The sequence below is a fragment of the Prauserella flavalba genome, from assembly GCF_003202235.1.
Taxonomy (GTDB): Bacteria; Actinomycetota; Actinomycetes; order Mycobacteriales; family Pseudonocardiaceae; genus Prauserella_A; species Prauserella_A flavalba.
In genome coordinates, this window is the sequence record NZ_MASU01000002.1 from 349,926 (window position 1) to 365,025 (window position 15,100).

Consider the following 15,100-nt stretch of genomic DNA (forward strand, 5'->3'; position numbering starts at 1 on the left):
GATGACCCGCGCACGCAAGACCACGGGGCGCGTCGCCTTCGTGGGCTCGGGCCCCGGCGACGCCGGACTGCTGACCGTCCGTGCCCAGGAGCTGCTCGCGAAGGCCGAGCTCGTGGTGACGGACCCGGATGTGCCGGCAGGTGTGCTCGCCTTCGCGGGCCCGGAGGCGGAGGTCCGCCCCGCCGTCGGCGAGCCGGGTGACGTCGCCAAGGACCTGACCACCGAGGCGAAGGCGGGCCGGCTCGTGCTGCGCCTCGTCGCCGGTGACCCGCTGACCCAGCCCGCTGTGGTGTCCGAGGTGCAGGCCGTGTCGCGCACGAGCGCCGTGTTCGACGTCGTGCCGGGTGTCTCGCCCGGCGCCGCCGTGCCCGCCTACGCGGGCGTGGCGCTCGGCGGAGCCCACACCGAGGTCGACGTCCGGGGCGAGGTCGACTGGGCCGGGCTCGCGGGCACGCCGGGCACGATCGTGCTGCACGCGACGTCGAGCCACCTCGCCGAGGCGGCCTCCGCGCTGGTCGAGCACGGTCTCGCACCGCAGACGCCGGTGGCCGTGACGTCCAACGGCACCATCAACACCCAGCGCACCGTCGACTCGACGCTCGCGTCGCTGGCCGCTGACGCGGGCGAGCTCGTCGGCCCGCTCGTGGTGAGCATCGGCTCCGTCGTCGGCAACCGTTCGAAGCTGTCGTGGTGGGAGTCGCGCGCACTGTACGGCTGGAAGGTGCTCGTGCCGCGCACCAAGGAGCAGGCGGGCGACATGGCCGACCGGCTCCGCAGCCACGGCGCGACGTCGCACGAGGTGCCGACGATCTCCGTCGAGCCGCCGCGCAGCCCAGCGCAGATGGAGCGCGCGGTGAAGGGCCTCGTCGACGGCCGCTACCAGTGGATCGTGTTCACCTCCACCAACGCGGTGCGCGCGGTGTGGGAGAAGTTCGCCGAGTTCGGCCTCGACGCCCGCGCGTTCTCCGGCGTGAAGATCGCCTGCGTCGGGGAGTCGACCGCGGAGAAGGTGCGCTCGTTCGGGATCCTGCCCGAGCTGGTGCCCAGCGGCGAGCAGTCGAGCGAGGGCCTGCTCGCGGAGTTCCCGCCCTACGACGACGTGCTCGACCCGGTGGACCGCGTGCTGCTGCCGCGCGCCGACATCGCCACCGAGACGCTGTCGGCCGGGCTGCGCGACCGCGGCTGGGAGATCGACGACGTGACGGCGTACCGCACCGTGCGTGCGGCTCCGCCGCCGGCCGAGACCCGCGAGATGATCAAGACCGGTGGCTTCGACGCGGTGTGCTTCACCTCGTCGTCCACGGTCCGCAACCTCGTGGGCATCGCGGGCAAGCCGCACGCGCGCACGCTCGTGGCGTGCATCGGCCCGAAGACGGCCGAGACGGCGACCGAGTTCGGCCTGCGCGTGGACGTGCAGCCGGAGAAGCCGAACGTGATCGAGCTGGTGGACGCTCTCGCCGAGCACGCCGCCAAGCTGCGCGCCGAGGGCGCCCTCCCGCCGCCCCGCAAGGCCAAGCGCGCCCGCCGCTCCTGAGCGGGTAACGCTCCCCAAGGCCACCTTTGTTGCGTTCAACGCAACAAAGGTGGCCTTGGGTGCTTCTGGGGTACTACGTGCCGCACCAGGCGACGGCGACGCGCTCCAGGATCGCCACCGATTCGGCGAGGTTCGTGATCGAGACCCACTCGTCGGTCACGTGGGCCTGTTCGGCCTCGCCCGGTCCGCAGATCACCGTCGGCACCAGGCCGAACGCCGGCGTCAGTACCGAGGCGTCCGTGAAGTAGGTCGCCGCGCGCGGCGAGCCGTCGCCGTGGCCGGTGATCTCCCGCGCGATCTCCGCGACCGACGCCGCCCACGCGTCGCCCGGCTCCGTCCACACCGGTGGCAGGTCCACGAGCGGCGCCAGGCGCACCTCGTCACCCACCCGCTCGGCAAGGCTCGCCAGCACGGCGGCGTGGTCCTGCCCGGCCACGGTGCGCACGTCCACGGTCGCCTCCGCGCTGTCGGGCACCGAGTTGGTGTTGAGCCCGCCGCGGAACGTCCCCACGTTCAGCGTCGGCCCGCCCATCACCGGATGTGGCCGCGCGTCGAAGGCGTACGACTCCAACCGGGTCACCGCCCGCGCGAGCTTGTACACGGCGTTGTCGCCGAGGTGCGGCATCGAGCCGTGCGCCGTCACCCCGGCCGTCCTCGCCGACAGCCACAGGGCGCCCTTGTGGCCGTGGAGCACGGCGTTGCCGGTCGGCTCGGTGATCACGAGCGGTCCGCTCGGCCGTCCCGCCAGGCGTTCCGCGGCGAGCCGGGCGCCCGCGGAACCGGTTTCCTCAGCGGCCGTCAGCACCAGCCGCAACCCGGCCCGGCTCGGCCGCAGCGTCGCGATCTTCGTCGCGGCGGCCACGATCGCGGCCACGCCGCCCTTCATGTCGCTCGTGCCCCTGCCGTGCAGGCGGTCGCCGTCGGGTTCGGCGCGGAACGGGTCGTGCTGCCAGGACGCCGCGCCCAGCGGCACCGTGTCGACGTGGCCGGACAGGCACAACGGCGGCTCGCCGAGCCCGGTGTGCCACTCCGCGATGAGCGTGCCCCGGCCCGGCTCGTGCTCGGCGACGTCCACGGTGAAGCCCGCCGTCTCCAGCAGCGGGGCCACCACGGCCAGTGCGGTGCTCTCGGAGTGGCCGATCGTGTCGACCGCCACGAGTTCCCTGGTGAGGTTCAGTACGTCGGCGCTCATCGAGCCAGCCTAGGGCTGATCGCGGCCTTGCGGGGGCGATGCGACGCCGGTTGGCTCGGTGACCATGACGCCGATCATCCTCGACTGCGATCCCGGGCACGACGACGCGATCGCGATCCTGCTGGCGGCCGGTGACCCGGCGGCGGAACTGCTCGCGATCACGACCGTCGGCGGTAACCAGACGCTGGAGAAGACCACGCTCAACGCGCTGCGCGTGTGCACGATCGCCGGGATCACCGACGTGCCCGTCGCCGCCGGGTGCCCGCGCCCGCTGACCCGGCCGCTGCGGATCGCCGACGACGTGCACGGCGAGTCCGGGCTGGACGGGCCGACGTTCGGCGATCCGTCGGTGCGGGTGAGCGGCGAGCACGCCGTGGAGCTGATGCACCGGATACTGACCACGCACCCCGAGCCGGTGACGCTCGTGCCGACCGGCCCGCTCACCAACATCGCGCTGCTGCTCACGCGGTACCCGGAGGACGCGGAGCGCATCCGTGAGGTCGTGTTGATGGGCGGCTCGACCGAACGCGGCAACGTGACGCCCTACGCCGAGGCGAACGTCTACGTGGACCCGGAGGCGGCGGCGATCGTGTTCGCCGCCGAGGTGCCGGTGACGATGTGCGGGCTGAACGTCACGCATCACGCGCTGGTGACGCCGGAGGTGGTGGCCCGCTTCGAAGGGCTCGCCGGCGCGCTGGGGCGGACGTGTGTCGAGCTGATGACGTTCTTCGGCTCGACGTACCGGCGGCTGTTCGGCTTCGAGGCGCCGCCGTTGCACGACCCGGTGGCCGTGGCGCGGGTGCTCGACCCGGCGCTGGTGCGGTGCGTGGACGCGCACGTCGCCGTGGAGCTGCACGGCGAGCTCACGCGCGGGGCGACGGTGGTGGACCTGCACGGCTACCTCGGCGAACCGCCGAACGCGAAGGTCGCCATGACCCTCGACGCGGACCCTTTCTGGGATCGCGTCCTCGCGGCCGTCTCCCGCCTCGGCTGACTGCACCCAAGGCCACCTTAGGTGCGTTGAGCGCAACAAAGGTGGCCTTGGGGGCAGGTGTGGGCGCGGTGAAAGGGGCGGCCGTGGCGGAGTAGCGTGTACGGGGTGTTTCCTGAGCATCGGCCTCGCCGGTTGCGGGGTACGGCCGCCATGCGGCGCCTGGTCAGCGAGACCACGCTGCGGCCACGTCAGCTGATCCTGCCCATGTTCGTCGCGGAGGGCGCCGACTCGCCGCGCCCCATCAGCAGCATGCCGGGCGTCGTCCAGCACAGCAGGGACTCCCTGCGCAAGGCCGCCGTCGAGGCGGTGCGCGCCGGGGTCGGCGGGCTGATGCTGTTCGGCGTCCCCAAGGTCCACGACGCCATCGGCTCCGGCGCCACCGACGAGAACGGCGTGCTCAACGCCGCGCTGCGCGACCTGCGCGCCGAGCTGGGCGACGACACGGTGCTGATGGCCGACACGTGCCTCGACGAGTTCACCGACCACGGCCACTGCGGTGTGCTCGACGACGCGGGCGGCGTGGACAACGACGCCACGCTGGAGCGCTACGCCGAGATGGCGATCGCGCAGGCGAAGGCCGGCGCCCACCTGCTCGGCCCCAGCGGGATGATGGACGGCCAGGTCGGCGTGATCCGCAGGGCCCTCGACGACGCCGGCTACACCGACACCGGCATCCTCGCCTACTCCGCCAAGTACGCCAGCGCCTTCTACGGCCCCTTCCGCGAGGCCGTCGACTCGCAGCTCAAGGGCGACCGCAAGACCTACCAGCAGGATCCCGGCAACGCCCGCGAGGCGCTGCGCGAGATCGAGCTGGACCTCGCCGAGGGCGCCGACGCGATCATGGTCAAGCCCGCGCTGTCCTATCTGGACGTCATCAAGGCGGCCGCGGAGCTGTCGCCGGTGCCGGTGGCGGCGTACAACATCTCCGGCGAGTACTCGATGATCGAGGCGGCCGCCGCCAACGGCTGGCTCGACCGGCAGCGCACGATCCTCGAGGTGCTCACGTCGATCCGCCGCGCGGGCGCCGACCTGATCCTCACGTACTGGGCGGCCGAGGCCGCGGCCTGGCTGGACTAAGGTCTGCAGCGTGAGCGACTCAGACGAAACGGACGACCAGCGGCGCAAGAAGGGCCTGCCGCCCGCGCCCCGGCTCAGCGGTTCGGAGCGGGAGCCCGTCAACCCGCCGACGCCGGTCAAGGTGTCGTTCGTGCTGTGGGTGGTGTCCGGGCTCGTGCTGATCGCGGGTTTCGGGCTGACGCTGACGGCCAAGCAGGACATCGTGGACCGGCTCGTCGAGATGAACAACGACCCGCGCATCACCGACGAGCAGCTGGCCTCCGGCGCCACGTCGCTGCTGTGGACGCTGTTCGTGGGCGCCATCGTGTTCGCGGTGCTGTTCGCGCTGTTCGCCTACAAGGCGCGTGAGGGAACGCGCTCGGCGCGCACGATCCTCACGGTGCTGGCCGCGGTGTCGCTGATCTTCCAGATGGTGCTGTTCTCCAACATCATCACGCTCGCCTCGGCCCTGGTCTCGATCGTCGCGGTGGCGATCATGTACCTGCCGAGCGTGCAGGACTACTTCCCCAAGGTGCCCAAGTCACTGTGACGGAGCTGTACTCCGAGCGTGGCGCGAGTGGCTGGCCCCTGGTGTGGGGGCCGCTGTTCGCCGTGCTCGGGTTGCTCTCCGAACTCATCATCGGCGACCGCCCGCACACGCTCATGTGGATCGTCACCGGGCTCGGCCTGCTGTGGCTCACGGCGGTGTGGGTGTACGCGCGGCGCCGGTTCCTGGCCGTCAGGGTCACTTCGACGCACCTGACGCAAGGCCGGGAGCACCTGAAGATCGCCGACATCGCGTCGCTGCCGGACGAGGAGGCCAAGCCCGGTACGCGGGTGCTCGGCGGCGGGCTGAGCGTGCCGCGCAAGTACGCCGAGGTGCCGGTGCGGCTCAAGGACGGCACCAGGGTGCTGGCCTGGGCGAGCGACGCGGAGGCGTTTCGCGACGCACTGCGCACGGCCGTGAAAGACTGCACGCCGTGAGCGACGTCGTCTGGCCAGCGGTACCCGGTTACTCCACCGAGCGGCTCCATCAGCCGTGGCGGCTGTTCGTCGCCGCGTGCGAGGTCGTGGTGGCCGCCGTGGCGGTCTGGGTCGCGTTCCTCGCGTGGGACAACTCCCTCACCACGGTCACGGTCCGCCTCGACGACGGCACCGAGCTCGTCTCCCGGGTCTACGCGGGCAACTGGATCGCGCTCGCGATCGGGCTCGGCGGGCTCGCCGGGATCCTGGTGGTCGACGCGATCCGGCAGGTGCTGCTAGGCGTGCGCGCGCGCAGGCGCAGGTACCGCAAGTCACGCGACAACGGGCAGGTCGCCGAGGGCTGACCCGGCTTTGCCAGACTGGCAGGCGTGACAGGAGTCGAGCAGAGCAAGTCCTGGTTCGAACGCGCCGCCTCGGCCACGCCCGGCGGGGTCAACTCGCCGGTTCGCGCTTTCGCCGCGGTGGGCGGCACGCCCCGCTTCATGGTGCGCGGCGAGGGCCCGCACCTGTGGGACGCCGACGGTAACCGCTACGTCGACCTCGTGTCGTCATGGGGACCGATGATCCTCGGTCACGCCCATCCCGACGTCGTCGGCGCGGCCCGCGACGCCGCGTCGTCCGGGCTCTCCTTCGGCACACCCACCACCGGTGAGGTCGAGCTCGCCGAGGAGATCATCCGCCGGGTCGGGCCGGTGGAGCAGGTGCGCCTGGTCAACTCGGGCACCGAGGCGACGATGAGCGCCATCCGGCTGGCCCGCGGCTTCACCGGCCGCGCCAAGATCATCAAGTTCGCCGGCTGCTACCACGGCCACGTCGACGCGCTGCTCGCCCAGGCGGGCTCCGGCGTCGCGACGCTCGGCCTGCCGACCTCGCCCGGCGTCACCGGTGCGCAGGCGGCCGACACGATCGTGCTGCCCTACAACGACATCGAGGCCGTGCGGAAGTCCTTCGCCGACAACCCGGACTCGGTCGCCGCCGTGATCACCGAGGCCGCCGCGGGCAACATGGGCGCCGTCGCCCCACGCGAGGGGTTCAACGCCGCACTGCGTGAGCTGGCCCACGAGCACGGCGCGCTGCTGATCATGGACGAGGTCATGACGGGCTTCCGGGTCTCGGCCGCTGGCTGGTACGGCCTCGACGGCGTGGCAGGGGACCTCTACACGTTCGGAAAGGTCATGTCCGGCGGGCTGCCCGCCGCCGCGTTCGGCGGGCGCGCCGACGTGATGGCCAAACTCGCCCCGAGCGGCCCCGTCTACCAGGCGGGCACGCTCTCCGGCAACCCCGTCGCGGTCGCCGCGGGCCTCGCCACGCTGCGGGCCGCCGACGAGAACGTCTACCGGGCGCTCGACGCCAACGCGCGCAGGCTCGGCGACCTCTTCGGGCGGGCGCTCACGGCCGAAGGGGTTCCGCACACCGTGGCCTTCGCGGGCAACCTGGTGAGCGTGTTCTTCACCGAACAGCCCGTGCACGACTACGCGGGCGCGGCGGCGGCGGAGACCTGGCGGTTCGCGCCGTTCTTCCACGCGCTGCTCGACGGCGGCGTGTACGCGCCGCCGAGCGCGTTCGAGGCGTGGTTCGTCAACGCGGCGATGGACGACGCCGCGTTCGAGGTGATCGAGACCGCGCTCAAGCAGGCGGCGAGGGCGGCCGCGGCGGCGGAGCGGCCATGAGCAAGCAGACGCTGGTGCACCTGCTGCGCCACGGCGAGGTGCACAACCCCGACGGCGTGCTCTACGGGCGCATGCCCGGGTTCGTGCTCTCCGAGCGGGGCCGCCAGCAGGCGCTGACCGTGGCCGAGGCGCTGGCCGGGCACGGGCTCGTGCACGTCGTGGCGTCGCCGCTGGAGCGTGCGCAGGAGACCGCCGCGCCGATCGCCGCGGCCCACCGGCTCGACATCGCCACCGACGAGCGGCTGATCGAGGCGGGAAACCAGTTCGAGGGCCTCAAGGTCGGGGTCGGCGACGGCGCGCTGCGCCAGCCGCGGCACTGGAGCAAGCTGCGCAACCCCCTCGTGCCGTCGTGGGGCGAGCCCTACATGGAGATCGCCCACCGGATGCTCGGCGCCGTGTACCGGGCCCGCGCGCAGGCCGAGGGCTACGAGGCGCTGTGCGTGTCTCACCAGCTGCCGATCTGGACGCTGCGCCGGTTCCTCGAGGGCAAGCGGCTCTGGCACGACCCGCGCAGGCGGCAGTGCTCGCTCGCGTCGCTGACCACACTGATCTTCACCGGCGAGGAGCTCACCGACATCGTCTACAGCGAGCCAGCGGGCACCACGGATCCGACGGTGACCGGCGCATGAGAAGGGCACTGGCACTCCTGCTCGCGGCGGCGTTCGTGCTCGCGGGCTGCAGCACCGGCGACGACGCCGTCTCGCGCGGCACGAGCTTCGAGTTCGTCTCGCCCGGCGGCAAGACCGACATCTTCTACGAGGGCGCCGACCGGCAGCAGGTGCCGGACGTCTCCGGCGAGGACCTGTTCGACGAGAACAAGGAACTGTCCATTCGCGACTACCGGGGCAAGGTCGTCGTCCTCAACATCTGGGGCCAGTGGTGCGGTCCCTGCCGTACCGAGGCACCCGAGATGCAGCGGGTGCAGGACCAGCTCGGCGACAAGGTGCAGGTGCTCGGCATCGACGTCCGCGACCCCGACCGTTCCGCGCCGCAGGACTTCATGCGCAACCGGCAGCTGACCTACCCGTCGATCTACGACCCGGCGGGCAGGTCCCTGCTGCGGTTCTCCGGTTACCCGCGCAACGTGGTGCCCTCGACGATCATCGTGGACGAGCAGCAGCGCGTGGCCGCGGTGTTCCTACGCGACCTGCTCGCCACCGACGTGATTCCCGTGGTGAACCGGCTTGCCGCCGAGGGCGGCCAGCCGCCAGGCACCGAGCAGGCGGGCCGCTGAGCCGCCGACCGGACCCACGGCATCGGCGAGCGTCCGCGCGTCGGGCAGCCGGGCGCCGGTGACCGCGGGCACGGCCCGTGCCGCGTCGGCGATGGTGGACGAGCACACGTCGAGCAGGTAGTCCGGCACCCGCAGTGCCGGATCGGTGACGCCGACGAGCGGGGTGCCGACCGCCGCGATCAGCGGGAAGACCGTGCCGGGGATGCCGATGCACGCCTCGGCGCGGGCAGAGGCCCGCACCGTCGGCACGTCGCTGATCTCGTAGCGGTCCCACAGGGAACGGTCCTCGCGCGGGTGCAGGCCGACGAGGATGTGCTTGCCCTCGGCGGCGAGCCGTTCCGCCGATTCCAGCAGCACCTCGGTGCCCGGCGCGGCGCCGCCCGTGCCGTCGGGGCGGGTGACGCTCGTCGCCACCAGCACCACGCCCGGCTCCGGCCTGCGCTCCGGCAGGTCGTCGGTCTGCGGGGAGCCGACCACCTGGATCTTGCGGTGGGTGCCGAGGTAGCTCGCGAACGCGCGGCCCTCGGCGGGAGAGGACGACGTGATCCACTTCAGGCGCCTGCGAAGCCGGTGGGCCAGCTCCGCCTCGGCGGGCCCGAGGTAGGCGAGCGAACTCACCGCGAGGGGCAGCCGGGAAAACCGCTCGGCGCAGCGCACCGGCCACTCGCCCGCGCCGGTCACTACGAGCAGATCGGCGTGCCGGACCTGCTCCGGCGTCGCGACGGGCACGGGCTCACCGGGTTCGATCTCGGAGAGGTCCGGCACGAGCTGGGTCAGCCGCCAGCCCCGGCGCGCGGCCTCACCGAGCAGCGGTTGGACGTGGTAGGTGCCCCACGGTTCGTTGGTGGCCACGACCACGTGCAGAGGACGCGGGGGACGGGCGTGCGCGGTGCCGCCGAGGACGGCGAGCCCGGCGCCGCCCGCGGCACCGAGCAGGACTGAGCGGCGGGATACCCCAGACGATTGCATGATCGGGAACGTAGCCACCGCTGGTGAACAGCAGGGGAGCAGTAAGTAGCAGGCAGACCCTGCGACTTCACACGAAACCCATTCCTTACTCTGAAGGTCGTGGATCCGACCGAGCTGGCGATGACCGGCCCGCTGCTGCTCGCGGCAGCCGTGGCCCTCCTGGCCGGTACGGTTTCGTTCGCGTCGCCGTGTGTCGTGCCTCTCGTTCCCGGCTATCTCGCCTACCTCGCCGCGCTCGTCGGCTCCGACGCGCCCGCCGTGCGGCCCGGCGAGGAGCGCAAGAAGGGACGCGGCGCCGTGGTCGGCGCCGCCGCGCTGTTCGTGCTCGGGTTCACGGTGGTCTTCACCGCGGGCGTCGGCACGCTGGTCTGGCTCGCCGACGCGCTGCTGACCAACGAGCAGACGTTGCAGCGCATCGGCGGCGTGCTCACCATCGCGATGGCGCTGGTGTTCCTCGGCCTGATCCCCGGCCTGCAGCGCGACGTCCGTTCGCACCACGTCCCGAAGGCGGGGCTGTGGGGCGCGCCCGTGCTGGGAGCCGTGTTCGGCCTCGGCTGGACGCCGTGCATCGGGCCGACGCTGTCGGGGGTGCTCTCGATCGCGGCCGCGAGCGGTGGCACCGGCGCTCGCGGTTTCGTGCTGGTGCTCGTCTACTGCCTCGGTCTCGGCCTGCCGTTCCTGCTCATCGCCGCGGGCGCACGGTGGGCGGTCGGCGCCACCGACTGGCTGCGCCGCAACGGCCGGCGCGTGCAGATCTTCGGCGGCGTGCTGCTGCTCGCCGTCGGCGTGCTCCTCGTCACGGGCCTGTGGGCCGAGCTGGTGGCCTGGATGCGCGACGCGTTCATCAGCGACGTGAGGCTGCCACTGTGACGAGCACGGTCACGCCAGAGCGCAAGCAGTACCGGCCCACTCCCGCCCGCCGCGCGCTGGCGTTCCTGCGCAACACCTGGCGTGGCCTCACGTCGATGCGCACCGCGCTGGTGCTGCTGTTCCTGCTCGCGCTCGCCGCGCTGCCCGGCGCGCTGCTGCCCCAGCACGACCTCAACGAGCCGAAGACGCAGGAGTACATCGCCAACCACGGCTGGTGGGGCCGGCTGCTCGACCGGCTGCAGTTCTTCGACGTCTACTCCAGCGTCTGGTTCTCGGCGATCTACCTGCTGCTGATGGTGTCGCTGGTCGGCTGCCTCGCGCCGCGCAGCGTCGAGTACGTGCGCTCGATGCGTGCCAAGCCCGTGCTGACGCCCCGCAATCTCGGTCGGCTCCCGCACCACGTGCGCGCCGAGCTCGACGCCGACCCCGACGAGGTGCTCGCCGCGGCGGACCGGCGGCTGCGTGGCTGGCGCCGCGTCCAGCGCGAGGAGAAGGACGGAGCCCGCAGCATCAGCGCCGAGCGCGGGTACCTCCGCGAGACCGGCAACCTGTTCTTCCACTTCGGCATGCTCGGCGTGATCGTCGCGTTCGCACTCGGCGCGATGTACTCCTACGAGGGCCAGGTGATCGTCTTCGCCGACGGCTCCGAGGCCTCCGAGTTCTGCAACTCCGGCATCTACGCCTACGACTCGTTCAACCCGGGCCTTCGCGTCGACGGCACCGAGCTGACGCCGTTCTGCCTGCGGGTCAACGACTTCGCGGCGACCTACGCCGACACCGGGCAGCCGATCGCCTACGAGGCGAACATCGAGTACCAGTCCGGCGCCGACCTCGCGGACGACACGTGGCGCCCTTACCACCTCGAGGTCAACGAGCCGCTGCGCACCGAGGGCGACCGCGTCTACCTGCTCGACCACGGCTTCGCCCCGACGTTCACCGTCACCTTCCCCGACGGCACCAGCCGGACGCAGGCCATCCAGTGGCGGCCGGTGGACAACACCACGGGACTCTCCGAGGGCGCGACGAAGTTCGAGCCGCCCGGGGTCACCGACCCCGAGCAGCGCAGGAAGAACCAGCTCGCGGTGACCGGCCTGTTCGCGCCGACCGCCGTGCTGAACGGCAACATCCTCACCTCGGCGGGCCCGCAGCTCGCCGATCCGGCGGTGGCGATCGACGTGATGCGCGGTGACCTGGGCGTCGACTCGGGCCGAGGCCAGTCGATCTTCGAGATCGACCAGTCGATGGTGGACAGCGGGCGGCTGGAGCGCGTCGCGAGGGAGAACCTCGACGTCGGCGAGCAGCTGACCCTGGACGACGGCACGAAGGTGCGCTTCGACGGGGTCGACCAGTGGGTGTCGCTCCAGGTGTCGCACGACCCGACCCAGGTGTGGGTGCTGGGCTTCGCGATCGCGATGTTCGCCGGGCTCGGCGGCTCGCTGTTCATCAAGCGGCGCAGGCTGTGGGTCCGGGTGGCCCCGGTCGGGGACGCCGACGGCAAACGACGTACCGTAGTAGAGGTGGGCGGTCTCGCCCGCACGGATCAAGCCGGGTACGGCGAGGAGTTCGCCAAGATCGCCGACGACCTCCTGACCGGTGACAGAAAGGCACCCTGATGCCGGTGAACGAGACGCTGTCGCAGTACAGCGACTGGTCCTACACCACAGCGGTAGCGGTGTACGTGTTCGCGATGGTGTTCTTCCTCGTCGAACAGTCCTTCGGCCGGAAGGGTCGTCAGGCCGCCGCGCGCACCCGCTCGCGGGAGCTCGTCGGCGCAGGAGGCCCGAGCACCACGGTCACGCCGCCCGCCGGCGAGGAGCCCCCGGCGCAGCCGCGCACCAGGGCCGAGCGCATCGGCCGCATGGGTGTGGCGCTGACCATCCTCGGTGCCCTGCTCCACCTGGCCTCGCTCGTGCTGCGCGGGCTCGCGACGAGCCGCGTGCCGTGGGGCAACATGTACGAGTACATCGCGATCATCTGCTTCGTCACGGTGGTGACGTGGCTGGTGGTGCTGCGGAAGTCCCCGGTGCGGCACCTGTCGGCGTTCGTGCTGCTGCCGGTCGTGATCCTGATGTTCGTGGGCGGCACGTGGCTCTACACGATCGCCGCGCCGCTGCAGCCCGCGCTCCAGTCGTACTGGCTGGTCATCCACGTCTCCGCGGCCGCGGTCGGCTCCGGCATCTTCCTGATCCCGGGCGTGGCGAGCCTGCTGTACCTCGTGAAGGCGCGCAACGAGAAGAACCCCGCCAAGTTCGCGCGGTTCGGCTCGAAGCTGCCCTCGCTGGACGTGCTCGACCGGATCGCCTACCGCACCACGGTGTTCGCGTTCCCGGTGTTCACGTTCGGTGTGCTGTGCGGCGCGGTGTGGGCCGAGGCGGCGTGGGGCCGGTTCTGGGGCTGGGACCCCAAGGAGACCGTCGCGTTCATCGCCTGGGTGATCTACGCCGCCTACCTGCACTCGCGGGCGACGGCGGGCTGGCGCGGCAACCGGGCCGCGGTGATCAACGTGATCGGCTTCGCGGCGACGGTCTTCAACCTGTTCTTCGTGAATCTGGTGACCGTGGGTCTTCACTCGTATGCCTAGGCAACATGCTGTCTTGAGGTGGCACCGACTACCGTCGCGGGTGAAGGTAAGGGGGACAACCTCGCGACCATCGGAGGAATGACGCGGTGACCGGACCCATCGACCCGAACGGGCAGGATCAGCCGCTCTCATCCGAGGCGAGCACGGATTCCACGCCCCACCCCGCCGTGCCGCCCGCGCAGCCGCCCCAGCGGCCCGCGTACCCGCCGCAGCAGCAGGCCTACGATCCGAACCTGCCCCCGCTGGCTCCGCAGGCGCAGCAGCCGGCTCAGCCCCAGCACCCGTACGCCCCGGCGCCCCAGCAGGGCGGTCAGCAGCTGCCGCCGTTGCCGCAGCCGCAGCGCTCGCGGCACGCGCTGGGCAACGGCGCCGACCTCACCGGCGGCCAGTTCGTCAAGCGCATGAAGCGCACCCCGCAGTCGGGCTGGCGCAAGGCGCTCTACCTGGGCACGGGCAAGCTGATCAACCCGGGGGAGAGCCCGGCCGACCGCAGGCGCCGCGAGCTGATCTCGCGGGTCAACCAGCCGCTGCGGGGCTGCTACAAGATCGCGATGCTGAGCCTCAAGGGCGGCGTCGGCAAGACCACCACCACGACCACGCTCGGGTCCACGTTCGCGTCGCTGCGCGGCGACCGGGTGATCGCGGTGGACGCGAACCCGGACCGGGGCACGCTGTCGCAGAAGATCCCGATCGAGACCACGGCGACCGTGCGGCACCTGCTGCGCGACGCCGACCGGATCACGCGCTACAGCGACGTGCGGGCCTACACGTCACAGGGCTCGAGCAGGCTGGAGATCCTGGCGAGCGAGCAGGATCCCGCTGTCTCGGAGGCGTTCTCGGAGCTCGACTACCGGCGCACGGTGGCGCTGCTGGAGCACTTCTACAACATCGTCCTCACCGACTGCGGCACCGGACTGATGCACTCGGCGATGAAGGGCGTGCTGGACTCGGCGGACTCGCTCGTGATCGTGTCGTCGGGCTCGGTCGACGGTGCGCGCAGCGCGTCGGCCACGCTCGACTGGCTCGACGCGCACGGCTACGGCGACCTGGTAAAACGCTCGGTCACGGTGATCAACTCGGTGCGCCCGAAGGCGGGTTCGGTCGATCTCGACAAGCTGGCCGCGCACTTCGCGGCGCGGACGAGGGGGGTCGTGCGGATCCCGTTCGATCCGCATCTCGAGGAGGGCGCGGAGATCGAGCTGGAGCGCCTGGAGGAGCCCACCAGGCTCGCGCTGCTCGAACTGGCCGCGACGGTCGCCGACGGCTTCGCCGCCGACCGGATGGTGCGCTGACGCGAAAGCCGGCCCCGAGGGCCGGTCAGCTCTTGTCGTCCTCGTCGGGCTTCTTCCGATGCTGCTCGCCGAGCTTGCGAAGGAAGTCCGGGTCGTCGTCGGGAGCGACGGGGCCGGGTCGTTGCGGAACGCCGACGCGTTCGGCCGCGAAGACCCGCCACAACAGGACGGCGATGGTCAGCGCGCCGATCGCCGCGAGCAGGTAGAGCATGCTCGCTCCCTTCGTTGTGCTGCGCGAGGTGGACTGTGCTTACCCCGAGATTAACCTTTTTGCCGGGTTCGGGGGCGGAGGGTGCCCTGCGTCGTTGAAGGGTTGCCCTCCGTCACCACCATCGCGCGGGCGTCCGGTCAGGCGCGCTTGGGCTCGCTGGCGTCAGTGGTCAGCTCGGCGAGGAGCTCGTTGACCTCGGACTCGCGGAACCTGCGGTGCCCTCCGGGGGTGCGGATCGAGCCGATTCGCCCTGCCGTCGCCCAGCGGGTCACCGTCTTCGGGTCCACCCTGAACAACGCGGCGACCTCGCCCGGTGTCAGTAGCCGTCCTCCCGTGGTCGCGGTCACTTTCCGCCTCCTTCACACCATCAGTGCTATACCGAGAGCGCGTCGGGCTTCACAAACCGGCGTGCCTGGTCTTCAACGACACAATCGTTGCACTTCACCCGCCGGGTACTCGAACGGTTGTCAAAGGGTAAAGAGGTAGTAAGGGACAAAAGGGCCGGTTCGGACA

Annotated in this window: 17 protein-coding genes; 13 read left to right on the forward strand and 4 right to left on the reverse strand. The window is 71.5% G+C overall.

The annotated features are described in order from the left end of the window. The first annotated feature begins 1 nt into the window (after position 1). On the forward strand, positions 2–1,534 hold the full coding sequence (locus BA062_RS04045; protein ID WP_110334654.1) for a bifunctional uroporphyrinogen-III C-methyltransferase/uroporphyrinogen-III synthase: 1,533 nt from the start codon (positions 2–4) through the stop codon (positions 1,532–1,534). A gap of 73 nt (positions 1,535–1,607) precedes the next feature. Here BA062_RS04045 and BA062_RS04050 read toward each other — a convergent pair whose 3' ends face one another. Then, positions 1,608–2,726 carry a M20 family metallopeptidase gene (locus BA062_RS04050; protein ID WP_110334655.1) on the reverse strand — a complete coding sequence of 373 codons (1,119 nt, stop codon included), beginning with the start codon at positions 2,724–2,726 and terminating at the stop codon, positions 1,608–1,610. A gap of 64 nt (positions 2,727–2,790) precedes the next feature. On the opposite strand from BA062_RS04050, the gene BA062_RS04055 reads away from it, so the two are divergent. The 8 genes from BA062_RS04055 (at position 2,791) to BA062_RS04090 (ending at position 8,664) form a co-directional block, all read left to right on the forward strand. Further along, positions 2,791–3,720, forward strand: a complete 930-nt coding sequence (locus tag BA062_RS04055) for a nucleoside hydrolase (protein ID WP_110334656.1) — start codon at positions 2,791–2,793, stop codon at positions 3,718–3,720. A gap of 105 nt (positions 3,721–3,825) precedes the next feature. Then, positions 3,826–4,797, forward strand: a complete 972-nt coding sequence (hemB, locus tag BA062_RS04060; RefSeq protein ID WP_110335018.1) for a porphobilinogen synthase — start codon at positions 3,826–3,828, stop codon at positions 4,795–4,797. 10 nt (positions 4,798–4,807) lie between these two features. Beyond that, the gene (locus BA062_RS04065) at positions 4,808–5,326 is read left to right on the forward strand and encodes a hypothetical protein (RefSeq protein ID WP_110334657.1); all 519 of its coding nucleotides are present in this window, start codon (positions 4,808–4,810) and stop codon (positions 5,324–5,326) included. After that, on the forward strand, positions 5,323–5,760 hold the full coding sequence (locus BA062_RS04070; protein ID WP_110334658.1) for a hypothetical protein: 438 nt from the start codon (positions 5,323–5,325) through the stop codon (positions 5,758–5,760). The genes BA062_RS04065 and BA062_RS04070 overlap by 4 nt, the downstream gene beginning before the upstream one ends. Next, positions 5,757–6,104, forward strand: coding sequence for a hypothetical protein (locus BA062_RS04075; protein ID WP_110334659.1), 348 nt, complete (start codon positions 5,757–5,759; stop codon positions 6,102–6,104). Before BA062_RS04070 ends, BA062_RS04075 begins: the two co-directional genes overlap by 4 nt. Before the next feature lie 24 nt (positions 6,105–6,128). After that, positions 6,129–7,430 carry a glutamate-1-semialdehyde 2,1-aminomutase gene (gene hemL, locus BA062_RS04080; RefSeq protein WP_110334660.1) on the forward strand — a complete coding sequence of 434 codons (1,302 nt, stop codon included), beginning with the start codon at positions 6,129–6,131 and terminating at the stop codon, positions 7,428–7,430. Then, positions 7,427–8,059, forward strand: coding sequence for a histidine phosphatase family protein (locus BA062_RS04085; protein WP_110334661.1), 633 nt, complete (start codon positions 7,427–7,429; stop codon positions 8,057–8,059). Before hemL ends, BA062_RS04085 begins: the two co-directional genes overlap by 4 nt. Beyond that, positions 8,056–8,664 (forward strand): TlpA family protein disulfide reductase, encoded by a 609-nt coding sequence (locus BA062_RS04090; RefSeq protein ID WP_110334662.1) that lies wholly within the window; start codon positions 8,056–8,058, stop codon positions 8,662–8,664. Before BA062_RS04085 ends, BA062_RS04090 begins: the two co-directional genes overlap by 4 nt. Here BA062_RS04090 and BA062_RS04095 read toward each other — a convergent pair. Next, a complete protein-coding gene (locus BA062_RS04095) occupies positions 8,569–9,633 on the reverse strand; it encodes a hypothetical protein (RefSeq protein ID WP_245959666.1) in 1,065 nt (354 codons plus the stop codon). The two genes, BA062_RS04090 and BA062_RS04095, sit on opposite strands and share 96 nt — an antisense overlap. A 120-nt stretch (positions 9,634–9,753) precedes the next feature. On the opposite strand from BA062_RS04095, the gene BA062_RS04100 reads away from it, so the two are divergent. The 4 genes from BA062_RS04100 (at position 9,754) to BA062_RS04115 (ending at position 14,376) form a co-directional block, all read left to right on the forward strand. Beyond that, positions 9,754–10,503: a cytochrome c biogenesis CcdA family protein gene (locus BA062_RS04100; protein ID WP_110335019.1), complete on the forward strand. Its 750-nt coding sequence runs from the start codon at positions 9,754–9,756 to the stop codon at positions 10,501–10,503. Next, positions 10,500–12,116, forward strand: a complete 1,617-nt coding sequence (gene resB, locus BA062_RS04105) for a cytochrome c biogenesis protein ResB (protein ID WP_110334663.1) — start codon at positions 10,500–10,502, stop codon at positions 12,114–12,116. The genes BA062_RS04100 and resB overlap by 4 nt, the downstream gene beginning before the upstream one ends. Continuing rightward, positions 12,116–13,084, forward strand: a complete 969-nt coding sequence (gene ccsB, locus BA062_RS04110; protein WP_110334664.1) for a c-type cytochrome biogenesis protein CcsB — start codon at positions 12,116–12,118, stop codon at positions 13,082–13,084. The genes resB and ccsB overlap by 1 nt, the downstream gene beginning before the upstream one ends. A gap of 86 nt (positions 13,085–13,170) precedes the next feature. Beyond that, positions 13,171–14,376 (forward strand): MinD/ParA family ATP-binding protein, encoded by a 1,206-nt coding sequence (locus BA062_RS04115; RefSeq protein WP_110334665.1) that lies wholly within the window; start codon positions 13,171–13,173, stop codon positions 14,374–14,376. A gap of 25 nt (positions 14,377–14,401) precedes the next feature. Here the strand turns inward: BA062_RS04115 and BA062_RS04120 are convergent, their stop codons facing one another. Then, positions 14,402–14,587 (reverse strand): hypothetical protein, encoded by a 186-nt coding sequence (locus tag BA062_RS04120; protein ID WP_110334666.1) that lies wholly within the window; start codon positions 14,585–14,587, stop codon positions 14,402–14,404. A gap of 137 nt (positions 14,588–14,724) precedes the next feature. Then, positions 14,725–14,934, reverse strand: coding sequence for a BldC family transcriptional regulator (locus BA062_RS04125; RefSeq protein WP_110334667.1), 210 nt, complete (start codon positions 14,932–14,934; stop codon positions 14,725–14,727). Positions 14,935–15,100: the final 166 nt, after the last annotated feature.